Source organism: Pseudomonas sp. V98_8 (assembly GCF_029967975.1).
Classification (GTDB): domain Bacteria; phylum Pseudomonadota; class Gammaproteobacteria; order Pseudomonadales; family Pseudomonadaceae; genus Aquipseudomonas; species Aquipseudomonas umsongensis.
In genome coordinates, this window is sequence record NZ_JASCAE010000057.1 from 1 (window position 1) to 16,018 (window position 16,018).

Below are 16,018 nucleotides of genomic sequence, written 5' to 3' on the forward strand. Positions count from 1 at the left end.
ACTGTAAGCCACTTACAGCATTCCCCACACACAATACTGTAAGCCACTTACAGCATTCCCCACACACAATACTGTAAGCCACTTACAGCAACTTGCACTGGATGCTGCGCAAAACGCGTGGTAACTATCTACACGGCCGCCCGAATATCCCAAAACCAGAAAACATACAACAAAAAAACTTCAACGAAAAACACATCCAGATGTTGACAAGACCTCCGACCACGAGGGAGTATTTGTCTCGAAACAGCGTTCAGCGGACCAAACAACACTCTCACAAGAAAAACCCATTAGCCCTCTACCGAAGTACGAAAGAGCAAATACTACGCATGGTTTATCCTCTCGAAGGATCTGGAATCGTCTCAAAACCTGCAACTTGAAAATGCAAAATTTAGAAACTGCCACCTGCAAACCGTGACGCCATTTCAAACTCCAGCAATAGGATAAAAATCCTCTTCACTCCACTTGCAGATTGATAAACACACCATCGCTAAAACCACAGCAACTGTACTTTCTGTAGTTACATAAGCTAGATCGCCATCGACCAATACTCGCATTCAGAGCGACAGATTTCTTTCACCCCCCCAAAAAAAACCAAAACAGATTTAAAGGACAATATATGAAGAAAGCTTGCTCCCGCTGTAAAAACAGTTACACCCCGGAAAAAGTCGACGCAATAGTTCGCGCCCTCCAGTCGCCGTATTGTGATTTCGCCGAAGACGAGAGCTTCTTCGACACCCCCGAACTCTACATTCGGATGACGACTGAACTGGAGATATTAGGGCTTACCGATGAACCATTCGATACAGACATGGATTACTGCGTCGCTGCTAATCAGCACGATTTAGACTTCATTATAGAGTTTGAAAAGAACTGGCCTGGAGCCAATCCGCAGTTCTGGGAGCTGGAAATCTACCGTACGTATTACAGGGCGCGAATGAGTCTTTACGACATCCAGAGGGAATACCCAGAAAACTGCATTCTGGAGCGCTCAAAAAAAATCGACAAACTTAAGCACTTATGCTGACGCAATGAAAGCAGCGCCAGAACACAGCTTACTGATTCATTGGCTGTAGTTCTGGCAAGCTGCCCGCTTAGGTTTATCACCCGAAGCCCAAGATCAACGCAGTACTGTTCTGGCATGTAAACCAACGAAGATGAAGATCATCAATACCTCAATTGCTCCACCTGGAGCAGGAAAAACAGAAGCCCTACTGTGCAAACTTCCAGGCCTGATTGAAGCGGGTATGCGTGTAATCTTGGCCGTTCCAACTCTTATCTTAAGCGACGAAATCTCCCACCGAGCGGCAAATGCGGGAATCACGTCCCGTTCAATTGACCATCGCTCCGCCGGGGTTGTGATCACTGAGTTGAACATGGCTCTAGCTGACAAGACTGATTCCTTCATTGTCTGCACCCAAGAGTCGATACGGCAAGCTCGGCACAATCTTCTTCATGGCTGGGTACTCGTAGTTGACGAACTTCCAAAAGTCGTGGACTACCCTGACTATCCTCTCAAGCCAGTGGAATTGAAACGCGTACTTGACTTCACAGAGGAACGCGACGGACAACTGTGGCTAGGGGAAGGCTATGAAGTACAGGTGAAGGACCAGGTATCAACTAATCGGGCGGACGCACGAGGAACTGATTGCTCAACACTCGGCCCTTCCGCTGCTAACATCTTCCGACTGCTCTTATCCGGAGTCGACGTCTTCATCGACAAGGAACAATCAAATGGAATACGCCATATACGTGCCGTAGAGGAGTATACAGACTGGTGGGAGATTTTCTCAGCAGCCTCGGAGACACATGTACTTGCTGCTAACGTACAGAACAGTGAGTTCGAACTGTTCGCAAAGGTCCATAGCTTCTACTTCAAACCATCTATTTTTACACCAAAATCAAGTCTCTATAAAAGTTTCACTACCATATACCCCGTCACCCCAAAGGGGCAGCTGTTTAGCAAAGGAAAGATGCTTTCCCAGTGCGGGGATAAGCGCCTGATTGACCTAGTCTTGGAGAAGGTTCTAGCGCACACAAGAAGCATCCCACTTCTCTCCGCCAACAAGTGGGCAGGCTTTGAGAGTCGAGCCGAAGTAAGGTTTGTCCCCAAGGATTGTCGCGGCGTCAACAGACACTCCGATGCAACCGAGGCAATATTACTGTTCGGTGGCAACCCTAGCCCATCCGACAAAGAAGGGCTAAAGTACCTGAAAGCAAAGTACGGGGAGAACTTCGAGGAAGCGTTCATCACGACTAGACTTCTAGAGCCTTCGCTACAAGTAGCAACCCGGACAGCTGTACGATGCCACAACAACAGCAATGAAATAAACTTGTACGTCCAAGACGAACGAGTTGTGGCTTACCTGCTAACAACGTACTTTCAACACGCCAAAGTTGACTGGTCTGTTGCAGGCGCCATGCCTATCAAGCGAGACGGCAGAAAACTTGACGAGCAGGCTGAAGAAAAAGTTAAGCGACTAATTGAATTAGACACTCCAACCATTCAGATCCATCGAGAAACGGGAGTTTCACGCAAGAAGATACAGAAGATGAAGGAAATTTACCAAGCAGCCTGATACTTCTAAGCCTGATCTCCTTACAGAGGATGGATCCTATCCTAAAAGACTTCTTAGGAAAGATTACACCCTGTACACCGTAACAACTGTGCCCCTAGGCACAAGTTATCACTTTACTTTTAACTAAGGAGATGGGGCGACAAGCCCCCCCCAGCCCTTGATCTTGCCGTTAACTGGGCAGAGCATTTAAGATGCAACTATCACGTGACGGTACATCACAATATACCGGAACAGCTGAAACAAAAAGCCTTCGGGGCTTTTCTGCCCCTGCCTGCCCCAATGATTAAACGTTAAGCCGTGAGGCAAGATAACAGTTCTATTCCTGGGTGGAGAGATGCCGCACCACCCGTGACTTTGAAACTAACCATGCCGAACCGCACGAGGAGCGTCAACAAACTCATCGCTAACGTGCAGGGTTGCTCCATCGGCATGTCATATAAGTATCTAACCAGATGGACTAGAGGGCACTCACCAGAAGTATTCTAGTCTACAGCCGCCGCACTGAAGTTTAGACCAGTGAGACTTATCGGGTATACAAAGATTGTTTTGCCAAACACCAACCTTGTGCTCCACCTACTTAGTTTTCGATTATCGGTACGACTAGTTGGCAGTACCAACATCATAAGGATTACCTGATGTCTACCAAGAGAAAAATTGCCTACGCTCATCACCTGCTCGGCTGGGAATACGATGGCGGTAGCAGAGAGGCTTTAAAGGCGAGCCGGCGAGTCGCACCGGATGAGTACGAAGAAGAGATGGCGGGCAACCTTTTCTGCCCTAGTTGCTATACGAACGTTGAGCGGACCCCAAAGGAGAAAGACCTTTTCACCAATCGGCGTGCCCCTTTCTATCGCCACCTTAGACGCTGGCAGCAAGTAGGATGTGTTCTGAGAGCAAAAAAACCAGAAGGTAAACGGTATGAGTCATGGGAGGAGGCTAAGCGAGCAATCGACCACGGACATTTAACAATCGTGAAGGAATTTCTCCAGTCCAAGCCAGAGATCGAGCTTACGCTAGGCGCCGACTATGATGAAACCCCTGTTGAGGATGTTAATGGACCGCTGTCATGGGTGCCGATAAGCCGGCATCAAGGAGAATCATTCCAACTGCCGAGCAAAATAACGACTGTTGCAGGGATTTGTTGCAATTTTGACGTCAACAAAGACAAGTATTTCTTCCTTCCTGGCGCTCAGCACGCGGCTAAACTGGCTGAGCTGATAACGAACGTGACCGAGCTGACTTTCGACATTCTGAACACTGAACAGTCACCCAAGTTGTACTTCGGGAGAATCAAGCGCAGCTGGAACGCGGGGCAACACTCAACCTCGACACGAATGACTCGGATCGAGTGCGATCCAGCAATCCATGATTTCACTGTCAAGCATCCAGATGGACTCTGCAAAACCAAGGGTATAAACGACGATTCAACGGGGCGGATCATTATGTTCTACGGGGTCATCACCACGAATGGCAAGGGATTGGCTGTGGACATGCTTGCTTGGGGTGAAATTGCGCTAGTGCCCGGCAAATACAATGATTTGCTGATGCCAGACTAATCAGCGTTCGAAGCGCTACAGCAAGAGCAAGGAAAAGTGATTTTGGCTTGCGTGAGCCGGCGGATAGCTTCCCCGAACGAGCCCTTTCACTTTTCCTCAAAGTGAGGAGTTCTCAGTTGGCGATTGCTTACACATCTGCAATGAGAGCGGATGGGCGAACAACGGGTCCAGTCAACAGAGTCGGTGGAGGGGATTGAACCGGTGAAGCTTGGCGATTTCATCGGCGGCTTTCACGACCTGCTCGCGAAAGAGACGGTTGAGAAATCAGCCGATCTAAATATAGAAGCTATAGCCGGAACTAATCCAAAACTACCCCTTCGCCCCCTGCCTTGCTTCTCTCCCAAGCCTCCACCCCTATCAAAAGCCTCGAAAACGCTGGAGTTGATAGTAGTGGGGCTAAGCCATACGCCCTTCACACGCAGCTTTATTCGCAACTGCAAAATTCCCGCTGTCGCTAGCTCACTGAACCAGCAATCGCCACTTCCTGCACTACATCAAGGGCTAGCAAACCCATCGGCCAACGGCCTATGTTCGTTAGTTCACCCGTGGGGCACTTTCCGCACAGGAGTTAATTGCCTATCGGGCCACAGAATCAATTCTAATTAACAGAATGGTATTGTGTTAATAAGCGAAGCCACGGAAACACTGGACGCCACCTGAATAGACATGCTTTAATTAACACATCATCGAATAACGCGCTGGAGTGTTAACTAGAGATGAACATCGTAGAAGCGGTGAAAACACAGGGCGAAGCCGAAACCATCTCCCGCAAGCTGACCAAGAACGCCAGGGGCAATTCCCTGTACGCGGACATCTGGCGGTTCGGGGTCAACACCGCCCTTCGCATCAGCGATCTGCTCAGCCTTACCTTCGAAGATGTTCAAGGCGATAGGCTCGTGATCAAGGAAGGCAAGACAGGCAAGACCCGCGTCATTGACCTGAACAGTTCTGTTAAGACCATCGTAGGACGCCGCAGGGCTGCCCACCCCACGCACACGTACTTATTTGAGGTGGATAGCAATCGGGCCAAGGGCAAGCCCGTCAGCCGCATCTCCGTGGCCAACGCCTTTAAGGCCGTAGGTGAGGAAATGAGCCTACAACTCGGCACTCACTCGATGCGAAAGACTCGGGGCTGGCTGATGTATAATGGCGGTGTGTCCATCGAGAAGATTTGCAAGGTACTGAACCATTCCAGCCCCGCAGTCACCATGGCGTACATAGGCATCACCCAGGCTGAGGTCGACGCCACTTACCACGAGTTCGTGTTCTAGGCTCTTTAGACTCAATGTGACTATTAGCCGCCCAAGGACGGCTTTTTCGTGCCTAGGATATTTTGATTTTCTGGCCGCTGACAGCGATGTGGCACGGGAATGGAGTTAAGCACCGACCTCCATAGTGCCGAGTTTCAGCAATTCTCCAGACTCCCCCTGCGATATTCACGCCGCTAGCGGGAGCCCTGATATTCCATATCGCCAGTGCGCCATTTTGAAAATTTAGGGTATCGCCGGATTGGAAAAATTGCCCCGCTTAACCAGCCTGTAGAATTCGGGCAACCGCTCTACAACAAGCAAGTTTTGGTCAACCCTTGGAACCGCTCGAGGTAGCCAATAGGCATTCTCTCCAAATTTCGTTCCTGGATAAGAGAACCAGTTCCACCCCCGCCGATAGATGTGACGTCCAGTACGTACATCGGAAAGCCCGTCTCCGCAGTGATGGTTGTTCGATTGCCTTGGCGGAAACTCTTAGCACCATCGAATCGGATCATCTCAAATCCACGGGCGTTGCTATTGAACACCCCCACCACGCACTCAGTGAAGTCTTCAGGTGTGCGTTCACTGGTAAAGCTTTTCGCCGGGAGCTGCTCCCGCATCTCGTCAATCGACAAATTGCTGCAGGCAGTCAAAAGTAAAGCGCTAAGCAAGAGGAGAGACTTTCGCATTGGTTGTGGCATCCGTGATGTGGCGATGATGCCACCACTATGCCATCTGTATCACTGGAAGTCGAAATGTCACCTGGCTCGGCGTGGGTCAGTTGATATAGTCTTCCTGCAACATCACTCAAGGACGATAGACATGCCGAATAGCTCAGAAGCCAACATCGCCACAGCGGACGCACTGACCCTGCTCCTGCACAACCAGCACGCCATATTTGCGGCCATAGAAGAGGTGACAAAGTGGCTCTTAGAGAATGGTGTAGGGAGCGTTGCCGCTAACGCTACAGCGGCCATGGAAACGCTGGATACGAATGCCCAAGGCATCAAAGACGCCATCATGCAAATACGCCAGTTGTAGTTCGCACTTTGGCTACCAACGGTGTTACCTATCGATTTTTTGGTCTACTCCTTGTCACTCTGAAAGTTGGCCAGAGTGGTCCCCTGGTCGAAGGCTTTGGAGATGCCGTCTGCGTTTTACTTGGTGGCCTTGACGGGGGACTTTCCGTGGTGCTGACAGAGCGATCTTCGACTACAGAGGGCGTCGATTATGAATGCTGTTTAAATATTCAGTGTGTGCATACCTTTCACGTAATGTGGTCCTACACAGAAATCGGATTTATCAAGTTCAGGATCGACCATCGAAGTGGTCATAATCACTTGGTAAGGTTTGTCATCATGCTCTGCGAGCGCCTCTACGAGTACTCTCTGGAAGTTCTGGCTGCGGTCGGGCCCCATCCCTTTATCCTCGGTGTTATCGAGCAAGAATAATCTTGGATAACGCATGCTTTCATCCTCCAGCGATTCCAGCAAAATCGCGAGGTGGAAACTATTCTTAAGGATGGTTTCAGAGCTGGCAGAGAATTTCGAGCGACCGTCAACCAGCATAAAGTCCTTGCCGAAATCAAACATGACAGTTTGTGCAACGTTGAAGGCAGGCTCGAACCCTCCATCCTTCTTGAGAAGCTCGACGGTCTTTTCAGACAGATTGCTTTCGATGGATTCACGGCGAGAGCTGGTTTGCGCTTTACTGGCCTTAATCTGCTCATCCAACTCCAGCATAGTGGCATTGAGGTTCTGCTTTTTCTCAATGAGCCCCTCTACAGCCGCTACCAGGCTGGCTTTCGTATCATAGTTTTTAATGCGCTCCTCAATGGTGCCGATTTTGGCCGACAGCTCGTTGAGTTTGAACACGCGGTCGGAATTCATCCGGAGCGCCATGATGTGATTGGATTTAACCGTTTGAAGCGCACGCTGCATTGAGTTCAGGTAGTGGGCATGCTCACTCAGCTTGGTTCGCAACTCAACCAGCACCTTAGTGCTTTCTTTCTTTTGAAACGCCAGTTCATTCAGCGCTGCGAGGTAGGAAGCTTCTCTGGAGTCCGTGTCCAGCTCGGTTTTACATAGGTGACATTGCTCCTTGCCCGAATCTGATAGGGTGGACAAGCAGCTTGGGCAGAACTTGAACCTGACTTCACCGAAGAAATCATAGGCTGTTCGGGACTCCTTGAGCGCCTTGATCCTCGACTCAATAGCTGCAATGAACAGCTCGGACTCGACGATCTCATTGACCATTTCGGCCTGTTTGGACGTCCGGATGTCGATTTCTTTAGTAAGCTCAGCAATCTGCTGGCTAGCCTGTTCAGTTTTGGCTTTGAGGACGGCGTCCGAGGCTGATTCATCAGGTTGAGTCAGTAATATGTCTCTCTCAGCGAGCAACCTTTGGAGCTCCTTGTAAGCGTCCTCGATGGCGTTGTTGAGAGAGGCTACACGCAGTACACCTTCGGAAGGAGATATATATCTGTAGATGGAGTCGAGCTGACCATCGATTTTCGCGAACTCGGACTCCGCTTTTGACAGCTGTTGCTTAAGCGAATAGATACCAAGGTCATCTAGGCCGAGTAGAAAATCCCCGATGGCTTGGCGCATGCTGGGCTTGTCGAACGTTGAGTATTCAGCTCGCAGAATTTTGTTAACAGCAGTGCCTTGGTCAACGTAAATCAGGCGCAGGATCTGGTGGATGGTGAGGTTCGCAAAGTCGTCAGTCTGACTGTGAGGCCAGTCCAAAAGCTCAAAGAGCTGCTGGGAGAAGCTGAGTTTTTCATCGGTACGATTGATGCCATAGCCCTGCCAAACAACTGCCGTATCGGCGGCTCGGAGCTGTTCGTAGCTGCCGTCGAAGAAGCTCATGGGGGGCTTCTTGCCGGGCTGTACTGAACGATGGATTGTCAAAACGTGACCATTTAATTCGATTTCTGCAAAGACTGCGTCGCATGTCTGAGCTTCCTCATTCCAACGGTCTTCAGCAATGTCTCCACCCAGGCAATTGAATAGGAAGTCCATGATCGTGGACTTGCCTACGCTATTGGCGCCTCGAATGATATTGACGCCTCTGTGGAAGACTTCGTCGTATACCGGTTTGCTGCCTTTGGCGATGACGAAGCGATTGACAAAAAACGTAGATGGCTTAGAGGTCATAAACGTACTCCATCAGGCCGGAACGGGATTTAAGACCGTTCGATCCACTGAGTTTTGTGATCGGTAAACCTTTGGTGATCACCTCAAACGCATCGCTCTTGATGAAGTCATCGAGATCCAGAAGGGTTGTGTAGGCCGAGGGCAGGGAGTCAGGCTCTAGTTCCATGATGCCTTTGTCGAATGAGGATTTGGAAAGAACGCCTTTGGCGATCAATTCGAGTGTTGCAGTTTTCTGGAAGGTCTCCAGTTCAAAAAACGTACGGACAGGGTTGCTCAGGTCTTCGAACTGATCAGGGATTTTCATTACCTGAGCTTTAAGCTTGCGAATTTCGCTAGGCCACGGCTTGATGTTTTTGAGCTGACTGGGGAACAGGTAGTAGAAATCCAACATACGAAGGAGCGGCCAACTGATAGGGGCATCGCCGGTGGCATTCAGGATCGATACGATTCTGTAGAGGCAATGGTTGGCATCAAAGGCCGGGTGATACATCAGCATTTTGGCCTCTCCCAGATCAAATGGCATTTCCCGGTCAAGAAGTACAGCATGCCGGAGATCATGTATTGATCGATGGTCGGGTCCTCGGCCATGACCTCGCGGTATATTGTGTCGACAATCCCGTTCAGGATCACCCCATCAATGACCTCGTTCGGCGCATCCTTCTTGATGAGCGGGCGAACCAACTCCTCGAACGCGAAGCTGATTTTCTGAAGGATGTAGAGGAAGATGCCTTGGCGTCTTCGGTTGAGCTGCGACTTCATGAGTCGCTTCGCAAAAAAATCCTTGCGCTCTATCGCAATTTCAAGAAGGTCGTCTCTACCGCCGTTCATGAGTTTCTGCTCAAGACCGATCACCGGTATCTGGGTTTTCTGATTGGTGAAAAAGTCCAGGCGCTCAACGAACCATTGAAAGTCTTCGTCGTTTTCATTGAGTTCTTGGAATCTGGCCAAGGCACGCGTAATGGCCGTAGGGTCTGGCGGGGGAAGATTGATAATATAGTTGGTATCGTCACCCACCCTAAGGTCCCCGTGAATCTGGGAACCCAACACATTCGCTTTATTCATTTGTTTTCGCGGGTTGTGTTGTTACCGGCTTGGACGTTTCCATGCACGGTGGAGCCATTAATATTGACCGTGTTGTTCCCGGGGCTGCGTTTGGCACCGGCATTGACAAGGGCGAGGCAGAGTCCGAAAACCACTATCACGATAAGGCTCAGAAGGGCAAATAACTCAGTGTGCGTGAGGTTTTTCAGGTAGGGCGAGGCAATAATCTGCGGGTAAACCGTGTAACCCACAAATCCCGCTACGGCAGTGATGCCACCATACTTCAAGGCACCCGCCCAGAATCCTTCCATGATCCACCCAATAAGCTGTTATCAAAAGGCTATCATCGCGCATCGCAGCCTGGTCGTAAAGTTTTGACCTAAGCCTAAACGCTGAATGCTTCCCCTCACGAGCACCAGGGATTCAAGTAACCCACAGGGCTAACAACCGGGCCGACTGAGGTTCCAACGGATTCATTGCTGGTTAGTTCAAAATCAAAGACCATTCACGGTCTACACATCATGATGTCGCCCCCCTCCCAACAGGAGGAAGGTAGTGCCAGCTGACCAGCCCGGCAAAACCATCCCGAGAGGCAATCGCTACACTGACGGCTCTACTTCTTATCAGAGATAGACGCGATGGGCCTGATCTGAAATTTCTTTTTGTAGAGAGGGGACTTGTAGTACTGCCGATCTTTTACGGCGGTTTCAATTAGGTCGTCGATAGCCTTCTCCAAGCCTTCGTCCTTAAATGCTGTGGACGGATCGTTGGATGGAAATGCCAAGTCTGGATTGGAGGTTATGCAGGGTACAGACGGGTGCTTGATTTCCTCCAGGTACGCAAGAAAAGCGCCCTCCGAAATGGCCAACCCATAGCGCCGCCAAGCGTACTTCTTACCCCAGTAATAACCATCCTTCGCCCGATGAGTTACACGCTGATCGTTTTTCGCCTTGTTCTCAGCAAGATCATCTTGAGCCTGCTGCTTGGCAGCAAGATGGCTCAGCGTTTTGTTGACTGAGTCGGCCTTTCCCATTGCCGAAGGCTCAACAATCCTTCGCCCATCAGGCAGGAGTGTGAAACCGATGTTGTACCTATCCCCATTGACAACGACAGGTGCGCTATTAGCTTCAAACTGATAGATGGTATCAGTGGTAGCTGGGGTGAACTGGTGCAAGTGCTTACCATTCGGTAGAGGCGTAACGGTATACCCACTGATGATGACATCGTGATGGGTTCGAAGATCTCTGGATTTCATTGCTTGGCTTCCACATGGTTGTCTAAGCCAACCACATGATGGCGATCTGCCCATTTTCAAGTGAAATGAAACACACGGTAACAACTGAGCTCGATCAAGCTAGACAGTGCCATTAGAGGATAAGGGATAGAATTGCGTACAAACAGGCGATAGCATGCCGCCTAGGGTGCACCACTTGGGTGTACCTAAACACTGTCACACTTCGAGATTTTTGACTGAGAAATCCTTGTAGAATCAAGGACTTAGAGATAGGTGGTAACCCCACCAGCCACACCCCGGCACACAATGTCACCGCTGCGGCTGCTCCCTTCCAGGCCTGACCGGGTTCACGGCTGATCGTTGCGGGGGGACCGATGGGGTCACCATAACGACGCTCACCTGACGGCGAGCCGCGCCATTGTACCTATCTGGGACGAAGTTACAACCGTTCGAGTGGATTAAAAAAAATGAGCTGGGTCAAGGACATGCAATTGCCTTGAAAATCTCGTGGTGGGTTGACGGCGTACATATCCATTCCTGCGGTAACAGCCACATAGGGTTTCGCTTTTACAGCGAGTCACCGGAAGAGCCTGTAGGAGCGAGCATGCTCGCGATGGAGGTCAACGATGACGCGGGGAGTCTGGCACCCCGCGGTGCTCTCAGGTTTTTCGTCGGAACGCCGCCCGGAGCATGCTCGCTCCTACAGGGCGCGGTACTCTTGCGATTCGCCTATCTACAATTCCCAATCGGCCTTGGCAATCTGCAACCCATGCAACCCCTGGTACGCCGCACGCTCCGGCTGGCTCCAACCCTCAAGCAACGCATCATCCAGTCGATACACCTCCACCCCTAACGGCCGGCACACGCTGAGCGGGTCCTGCGCATCCGGTCCCCACATGGCCAGCGACAAATCACCTCCGGGGCAGGTCGACAGCGCGCAGAGCAGATCGATTTCGGCAAAGAACTCCAGGTAATCGCCCTTCTGCGCCGGACAGGCCTTCATGAAATACATATCGTCGTGGTTCAGCCCCGTGCACTGGAAAATATTCAGCACGTCATGCACGTCGAATTCGGTCAGGCCGTGAGGCAGTACCGCACGGGTCAGGTTGGAATGACAGTGATGGTGAAAGTCCTCGCCGGTGAGCATCTTGTTCACGTACGGATCGCAGCGGGTACCCAGCAAGTCGTGCAGGCGCCCGCCGTGTTCGTCGATACCGTACGCGGCGAGGCTGTCATCGGTGATGGTCACCAGCGGCCGCAGGAATGGCAGGTTCGACCAGAGCCTGTCGTGGGTGCTGACGTGCGCGCCTTGCAACTGCCGGGTCCGCGCCGCCCATAAGCGCTCGCGTGGATCGTTGGCGTTCCAGACATTGAAATCCCCCACCTGCGGCCCGACCGGCGTGGTCACGCGAAACACGTGCCCGGCCGGCACCGTCCAGGCACGGCCGGTGCGGATCGGCACTTCGAATGACTCAATCAGGGTACGCCCGTCCTTCGCGTCGCGAACCCGCTCGTAGAAAGCCTTGTCCACCTGTAAGGCCGAACCTTTGCTGACTTGATAAGCCGCCGGATAGTCTTTGTACATGGCACACACCCTCGATCAGTGATGGGAAGCAGTGGCAAACAATTGCGACAGCAGATGTTCGGAATCATCGAGATACAGGCACATGGCGTCTTCGGCGCCACGCTTGTCGCCCTCGGCGAGCAACTCATGGATTTGCCGATCGCGAGCCAGCCAGGGCGCCTGGAAACGTGCTTCATCGGGGGCGCTGCAGAACACCAGGCGCAATTGCGCGACGACGTTGGTGAAGAACGCGTCAAACAAAGGACTGCGCATCAACCCGACAATGTGTTGGTGAAAGGCCAGGCCATGGGTGCCGACGGCGCGCCAATCCTCGCGCTCCCGGGCCAACTCGGCGGCTTCCAGGGCCTCGAGCATGCGGTCGGACTCATACTCGCGCAGGGGCCGGCTGGCACTGATGGCCTGCAACTCGAGCGTGCGGCGAACCCGGAACAGGTCCCGCACATCCTCAATCCCCAGCCGGCGCACCATGACTCCCTTGTTGCGCACATAGCGGGTCAAGCCCTCCTGCCCCAAGCGGTGCAAGGCTTCCCGAATCGTATTGCGCGACGCGTTATAGGCGGCCACCAGGTCACTTTCCACCAGGGACACGCCCGGTAGCAATCGCCCATCAATGATGTCGCCGCGTAACTCCAGTGTGATCTGATCGGCCAATGACAGCCCACTGTTCATCCTCACTACCCCCCGGATTGTTCAACAATCGTTGGTGAATGAGTAATCACTATTCGTGCCATATTTCATTGGGGTTCAATCAAGTTCGACGCATCTGCATGCTTTTTAGAAATAGAAGTACAGTCACCATCCAATTTTCATTGGTTAATATGGCGCATTGATGTGGAGAGATCAGATGCGTTATTCGCAGGACCATAAAGCCCAGACACACCAACGCATCATCAAGGAAGCTTCCGTGCGCTTTCGCCGTGACGGCATCGGCGCGACCGGCCTGCAACCACTGATGAAGGCGCTGGGCTTGACCCACGGGGGCTTTTATTCACACTTCAAGTCCAAGGACGAACTGGTGGAAAAAGCGCTGCAGGCCGCCGGGGAGCAAGTTGACGTCATCTGCGCCGAGCTGTTTTCCCAAGACCGCCCGCTGGAGGCATTCATCAACGCCTACCTGTCTGAATGGCACCAGACCTCGCCCCACGAAGGCTGCCCACTGCCAACCATGTCCTCGGAACTCGGCATGCGCGGCCAGCCAAGCCCTACATCAGACGCGGTGCTACATGCGCGACTTCGCCAGATCCAGAGCACCCTCGAGGGCGAAAACATCGAGCGGCGCAGCATTGTCATCATGTCCACTCTGATCGGCGCGCTGCTGCTATCGCGCAGCGTCGAGAACCCCGAGCTGGCTGCCGAGATCCTCGAGGTGACACGCACCCACCTTATTCAGCCTGACAACTAGCCAACCCAGCGCTTGAATAGCACGCTGGCATTAACCCCGCCAAACCCGAACCCGTTGGACAGCGCGTACTCGATCGCCATGGGTCGCGCCTGGCCGCGGACAATGTCCACGCCCTCGCTGGCCGGGTCCGGATTATCGAGATTAAGGGTCGCCGGCACGATCTGGTCCCGAATCGCCAGCAGCGTGAAAATGGCTTCGATCCCGCCAGCAGCACCGAGCAAGTGCCCGGTGGCCGATTTGGTCGAGGTCACTGCAATGCCGTTGTGCGAACCGAACAGCGCCTTGATGGCTGCCAACTCCCCCAGGTCGCCCACGGGTGTCGAAGTGGCGTGCGCATTCAGATGCTGGACCTGCTCCGGCAAAACACCGGCCTGAGCCAATGCCAATGACATGGCCCGGCGTGCGCCGCTGCCATCCTCAGGTCCCGCGGTCAGGTGATAGGCGTCGGCAGTCGTGCCATAACCCACCACCTCTGCCAGGGGTTGAGCACCACGGGCCAAGGCATGCTCCAGGGATTCGACCACCAGCAAGCCAGCCCCTTCACCCATGACAAAGCCGTCGCGGTCGCGATCGAACGGACGCGAAGCGCGCTCCGGGGTGTCGTTGAAAGCGCTGGACAAGGCACGCGCCGCCGCAAAGCCGGCAAGACTGACCCGATCGATCGCCGCCTCCGCGCCTCCACACACTGCAATATCCGCCTCGCCGCTACGAATCAATCGCACCGCATCACCAATCGCCTGGACGCCGGCCGCACAGGCCGTGACCGGCGCGCCCAGCGGGCCCTTGAAGCCATGCTCGATCGACACATGCCCCGCTGCCAGATTGACCAGGAACGAAGGAATGGTGAACGGCGACAATCGTCGCGGCCCACGGCTGTCCGTGGTACGCACCGCATCGGCAATCGCCCCGAAACCACCCACGCCGGACCCAATGATAGTTGCCGTACGCTCCTGGGCCTGCGCTGTTTGTGCCTGCCACCCCGCCTGCTCGATCGCCTGACGCGCCGCCTCCATGGCAAACAGGATGAACCGATCCATCTTCTTCTGTTCTTTGGGCGCCGTTGCCCGATCCGGATCAAAACCCGCCTCCGGGTCCTGCGCAACGGTTTGCACCGCCCCGCCGACCTTGGCCGGCAGATCCGCCACCACCTCATCCGGCAAATTGCGCAACCCGGAACGCCCAGCCAACAAGCGCGCCCAGACCGCCTCCACGCCGCTACCCAGCGGAGACACCAGCCCCATGCCTGTCACTACCACTCGACGATCACTCATACCGCCACCACCTCACACAGGTTCGCCCGCGTCATTTGTAACGCGCAGCCGCCTTGCTTTTGGAAAGATTAGGCGCCATGACCAGGCGCGCCGCTACAAATGCATCCCAGTCGCCAGCATCCGGCAATGAAGGAATGGTCACCAACTCACCCTGATCCAGCCCCGCCAGCGCCGCATCGACCATCTCCCCCGCCTCCATCACCATCTCCTCCGGAATCTGCGAAGCATCGATACCCGAACGCTCCCAGATCTCCGTGCGAGTAACCCCTGGCAACACAGCCTGGACCTTGACACCGGTGCCGTCGAGTTCGGCGTTCAACGACTGGGTCAAACTCAACACATAAGCCTTGCTCGCGCTGTACGTCGCATTAAACCGCTCGGGAAACAACGCCACCACCGATGCAATATTGATAATCGTGCCCCGACCCGCCTTGGCAAAACTCGCCGCCGCCGCCGACGCCAAACGCGTGACCGCCGTGATATTCAACTGAATCATGCGCTCCAGCTGGTCCAGATCGGCATTGGCCAACAACCCATCCGCCGCTATCCCCGCATTGTTCAGCAACAGACTGATACTCGAATCACTGCGCAGACGCTGCTCAAGCTTTAGCACGTCATCCTTCTGCGTCAAATCCGCCTTCAACACCTCAACCTGAACACCATGGGCATCACGCAACGCACTCGCCGCCGCTTCAAGCCGCTCTTGATCACGGGCGACCAACAACAAATCAAAACCACGCGCAGCCAAACGCTGTGCGTAGACAGCACCGATGCCGGAGGAAGCGCCGGTGACGAGGGCTGTGCCTTGGGACTGGATGGAAGTCATGATGAATGCTCCTGGGAGATGCCAGAGGAAAAGATACGCGCCAAGGTTGTCAGCGCGCTGACATGGAAGTCGTATTTATTATAGTCATAATCTAAGCATCATATGATAGTCGTAATTTT

General features: G+C 53.2%; 15 protein-coding genes, 1 other RNA gene and 1 pseudogene. 7 read left to right on the forward strand and 10 right to left on the reverse strand.

What is annotated here, in order from left to right:
• Positions 1-616 precede the first annotated feature (616 nt).
• The 5 genes from QLG10_RS19810 (at position 617) to QLG10_RS19830 (ending at position 6,423) form a co-directional block, all read left to right on the forward strand.
• On the forward strand, positions 617-1,024 hold the full coding sequence (locus QLG10_RS19810; protein ID WP_282487877.1) for a hypothetical protein: 408 nt from the start codon (positions 617-619) through the stop codon (positions 1,022-1,024).
• A 130-nt stretch (positions 1,025-1,154) separates the two neighbouring features.
• Positions 1,155-2,576, forward strand: coding sequence for a hypothetical protein (locus QLG10_RS19815; protein WP_282487878.1), 1,422 nt, complete (start codon positions 1,155-1,157; stop codon positions 2,574-2,576).
• 635 nt (positions 2,577-3,211) lie between these two features.
• Entirely contained in the window at positions 3,212-4,132 is a 921-nt protein-coding gene (locus QLG10_RS19820; protein WP_282487879.1) for a hypothetical protein, read from the forward strand.
• 716 nt (positions 4,133-4,848) lie between these two features.
• A complete protein-coding gene (locus QLG10_RS19825) occupies positions 4,849-5,403 on the forward strand; it encodes a tyrosine-type recombinase/integrase (protein ID WP_282487880.1) in 555 nt (184 codons plus the stop codon).
• Positions 5,404-6,204: 801 nt separating this feature from the next.
• A complete protein-coding gene (locus QLG10_RS19830; RefSeq protein WP_282487881.1) occupies positions 6,205-6,423 on the forward strand; it encodes a hypothetical protein in 219 nt (72 codons plus the stop codon).
• Positions 6,424-6,623: 200 nt separating this feature from the next.
• Here the strand turns inward: QLG10_RS19830 and QLG10_RS19835 are convergent, their stop codons facing one another.
• The 6 genes from QLG10_RS19835 to ffs form a co-directional block, all read right to left on the reverse strand.
• A complete protein-coding gene (locus QLG10_RS19835) occupies positions 6,624-8,540 on the reverse strand; it encodes an AAA family ATPase (RefSeq protein WP_282487882.1) in 1,917 nt (638 codons plus the stop codon).
• Complete coding sequence (locus QLG10_RS19840; protein ID WP_282487883.1) at positions 8,530-9,036, reverse strand: ABC-three component system middle component 5; 507 nt, start codon at positions 9,034-9,036, stop codon at positions 8,530-8,532. The genes QLG10_RS19835 and QLG10_RS19840 overlap by 11 nt, the downstream gene beginning before the upstream one ends.
• A complete protein-coding gene (locus QLG10_RS19845) occupies positions 9,030-9,554 on the reverse strand; it encodes an ABC-three component system protein (RefSeq protein WP_282487884.1) in 525 nt (174 codons plus the stop codon). The genes QLG10_RS19840 and QLG10_RS19845 overlap by 7 nt, the downstream gene beginning before the upstream one ends.
• A 44-nt stretch (positions 9,555-9,598) precedes the next feature.
• Positions 9,599-9,892 (reverse strand): hypothetical protein, encoded by a 294-nt coding sequence (locus tag QLG10_RS19850; protein WP_282487885.1) that lies wholly within the window; start codon positions 9,890-9,892, stop codon positions 9,599-9,601.
• 302 nt (positions 9,893-10,194) lie between these two features.
• The gene (locus tag QLG10_RS19855; protein ID WP_282487886.1) at positions 10,195-10,836 is read right to left on the reverse strand and encodes a hypothetical protein; all 642 of its coding nucleotides are present in this window, start codon (positions 10,834-10,836) and stop codon (positions 10,195-10,197) included.
• A gap of 259 nt (positions 10,837-11,095) precedes the next feature.
• An RNA gene (gene ffs / locus QLG10_RS19860) (signal recognition particle sRNA small type) lies at positions 11,096-11,192 on the reverse strand.
• A gap of 227 nt (positions 11,193-11,419) precedes the next feature.
• On the opposite strand from ffs, the pseudogene QLG10_RS29630 reads away from it, so the two are divergent.
• A pseudogene (locus QLG10_RS29630) lies at positions 11,420-11,485 on the forward strand (outer membrane lipoprotein carrier protein LolA); the annotation flags it as partial.
• A gap of 63 nt (positions 11,486-11,548) precedes the next feature.
• Here the strand turns inward: QLG10_RS29630 and QLG10_RS19865 are convergent.
• The gene (locus tag QLG10_RS19865; RefSeq protein ID WP_151141130.1) at positions 11,549-12,400 is read right to left on the reverse strand and encodes a DUF1989 domain-containing protein; all 852 of its coding nucleotides are present in this window, start codon (positions 12,398-12,400) and stop codon (positions 11,549-11,551) included.
• A 15-nt stretch (positions 12,401-12,415) separates the two neighbouring features.
• On the reverse strand, positions 12,416-13,069 hold the full coding sequence (locus QLG10_RS19870) for a GntR family transcriptional regulator (protein ID WP_282487887.1): 654 nt from the start codon (positions 13,067-13,069) through the stop codon (positions 12,416-12,418).
• Between the two features lie 175 nt (positions 13,070-13,244).
• On the opposite strand from QLG10_RS19870, the gene QLG10_RS19875 reads away from it, so the two are divergent.
• Positions 13,245-13,802, forward strand: coding sequence for a TetR/AcrR family transcriptional regulator (locus tag QLG10_RS19875; RefSeq protein ID WP_282487888.1), 558 nt, complete (start codon positions 13,245-13,247; stop codon positions 13,800-13,802).
• Here QLG10_RS19875 and fabF read toward each other — a convergent pair.
• Together fabF and QLG10_RS19885 are read right to left on the reverse strand one after the other, a co-directional pair.
• Positions 13,799-15,073 (reverse strand): beta-ketoacyl-ACP synthase II, encoded by a 1,275-nt coding sequence (gene fabF / locus QLG10_RS19880; RefSeq protein WP_110746437.1) that lies wholly within the window; start codon positions 15,071-15,073, stop codon positions 13,799-13,801. The two genes, QLG10_RS19875 and fabF, sit on opposite strands and share 4 nt — an antisense overlap.
• Positions 15,074-15,104: 31 nt before the next feature.
• Entirely contained in the window at positions 15,105-15,899 is a 795-nt protein-coding gene (locus tag QLG10_RS19885; protein WP_248677907.1) for an SDR family oxidoreductase, read from the reverse strand.
• Between the last annotated feature and the right edge of the window lie 119 nt (positions 15,900-16,018).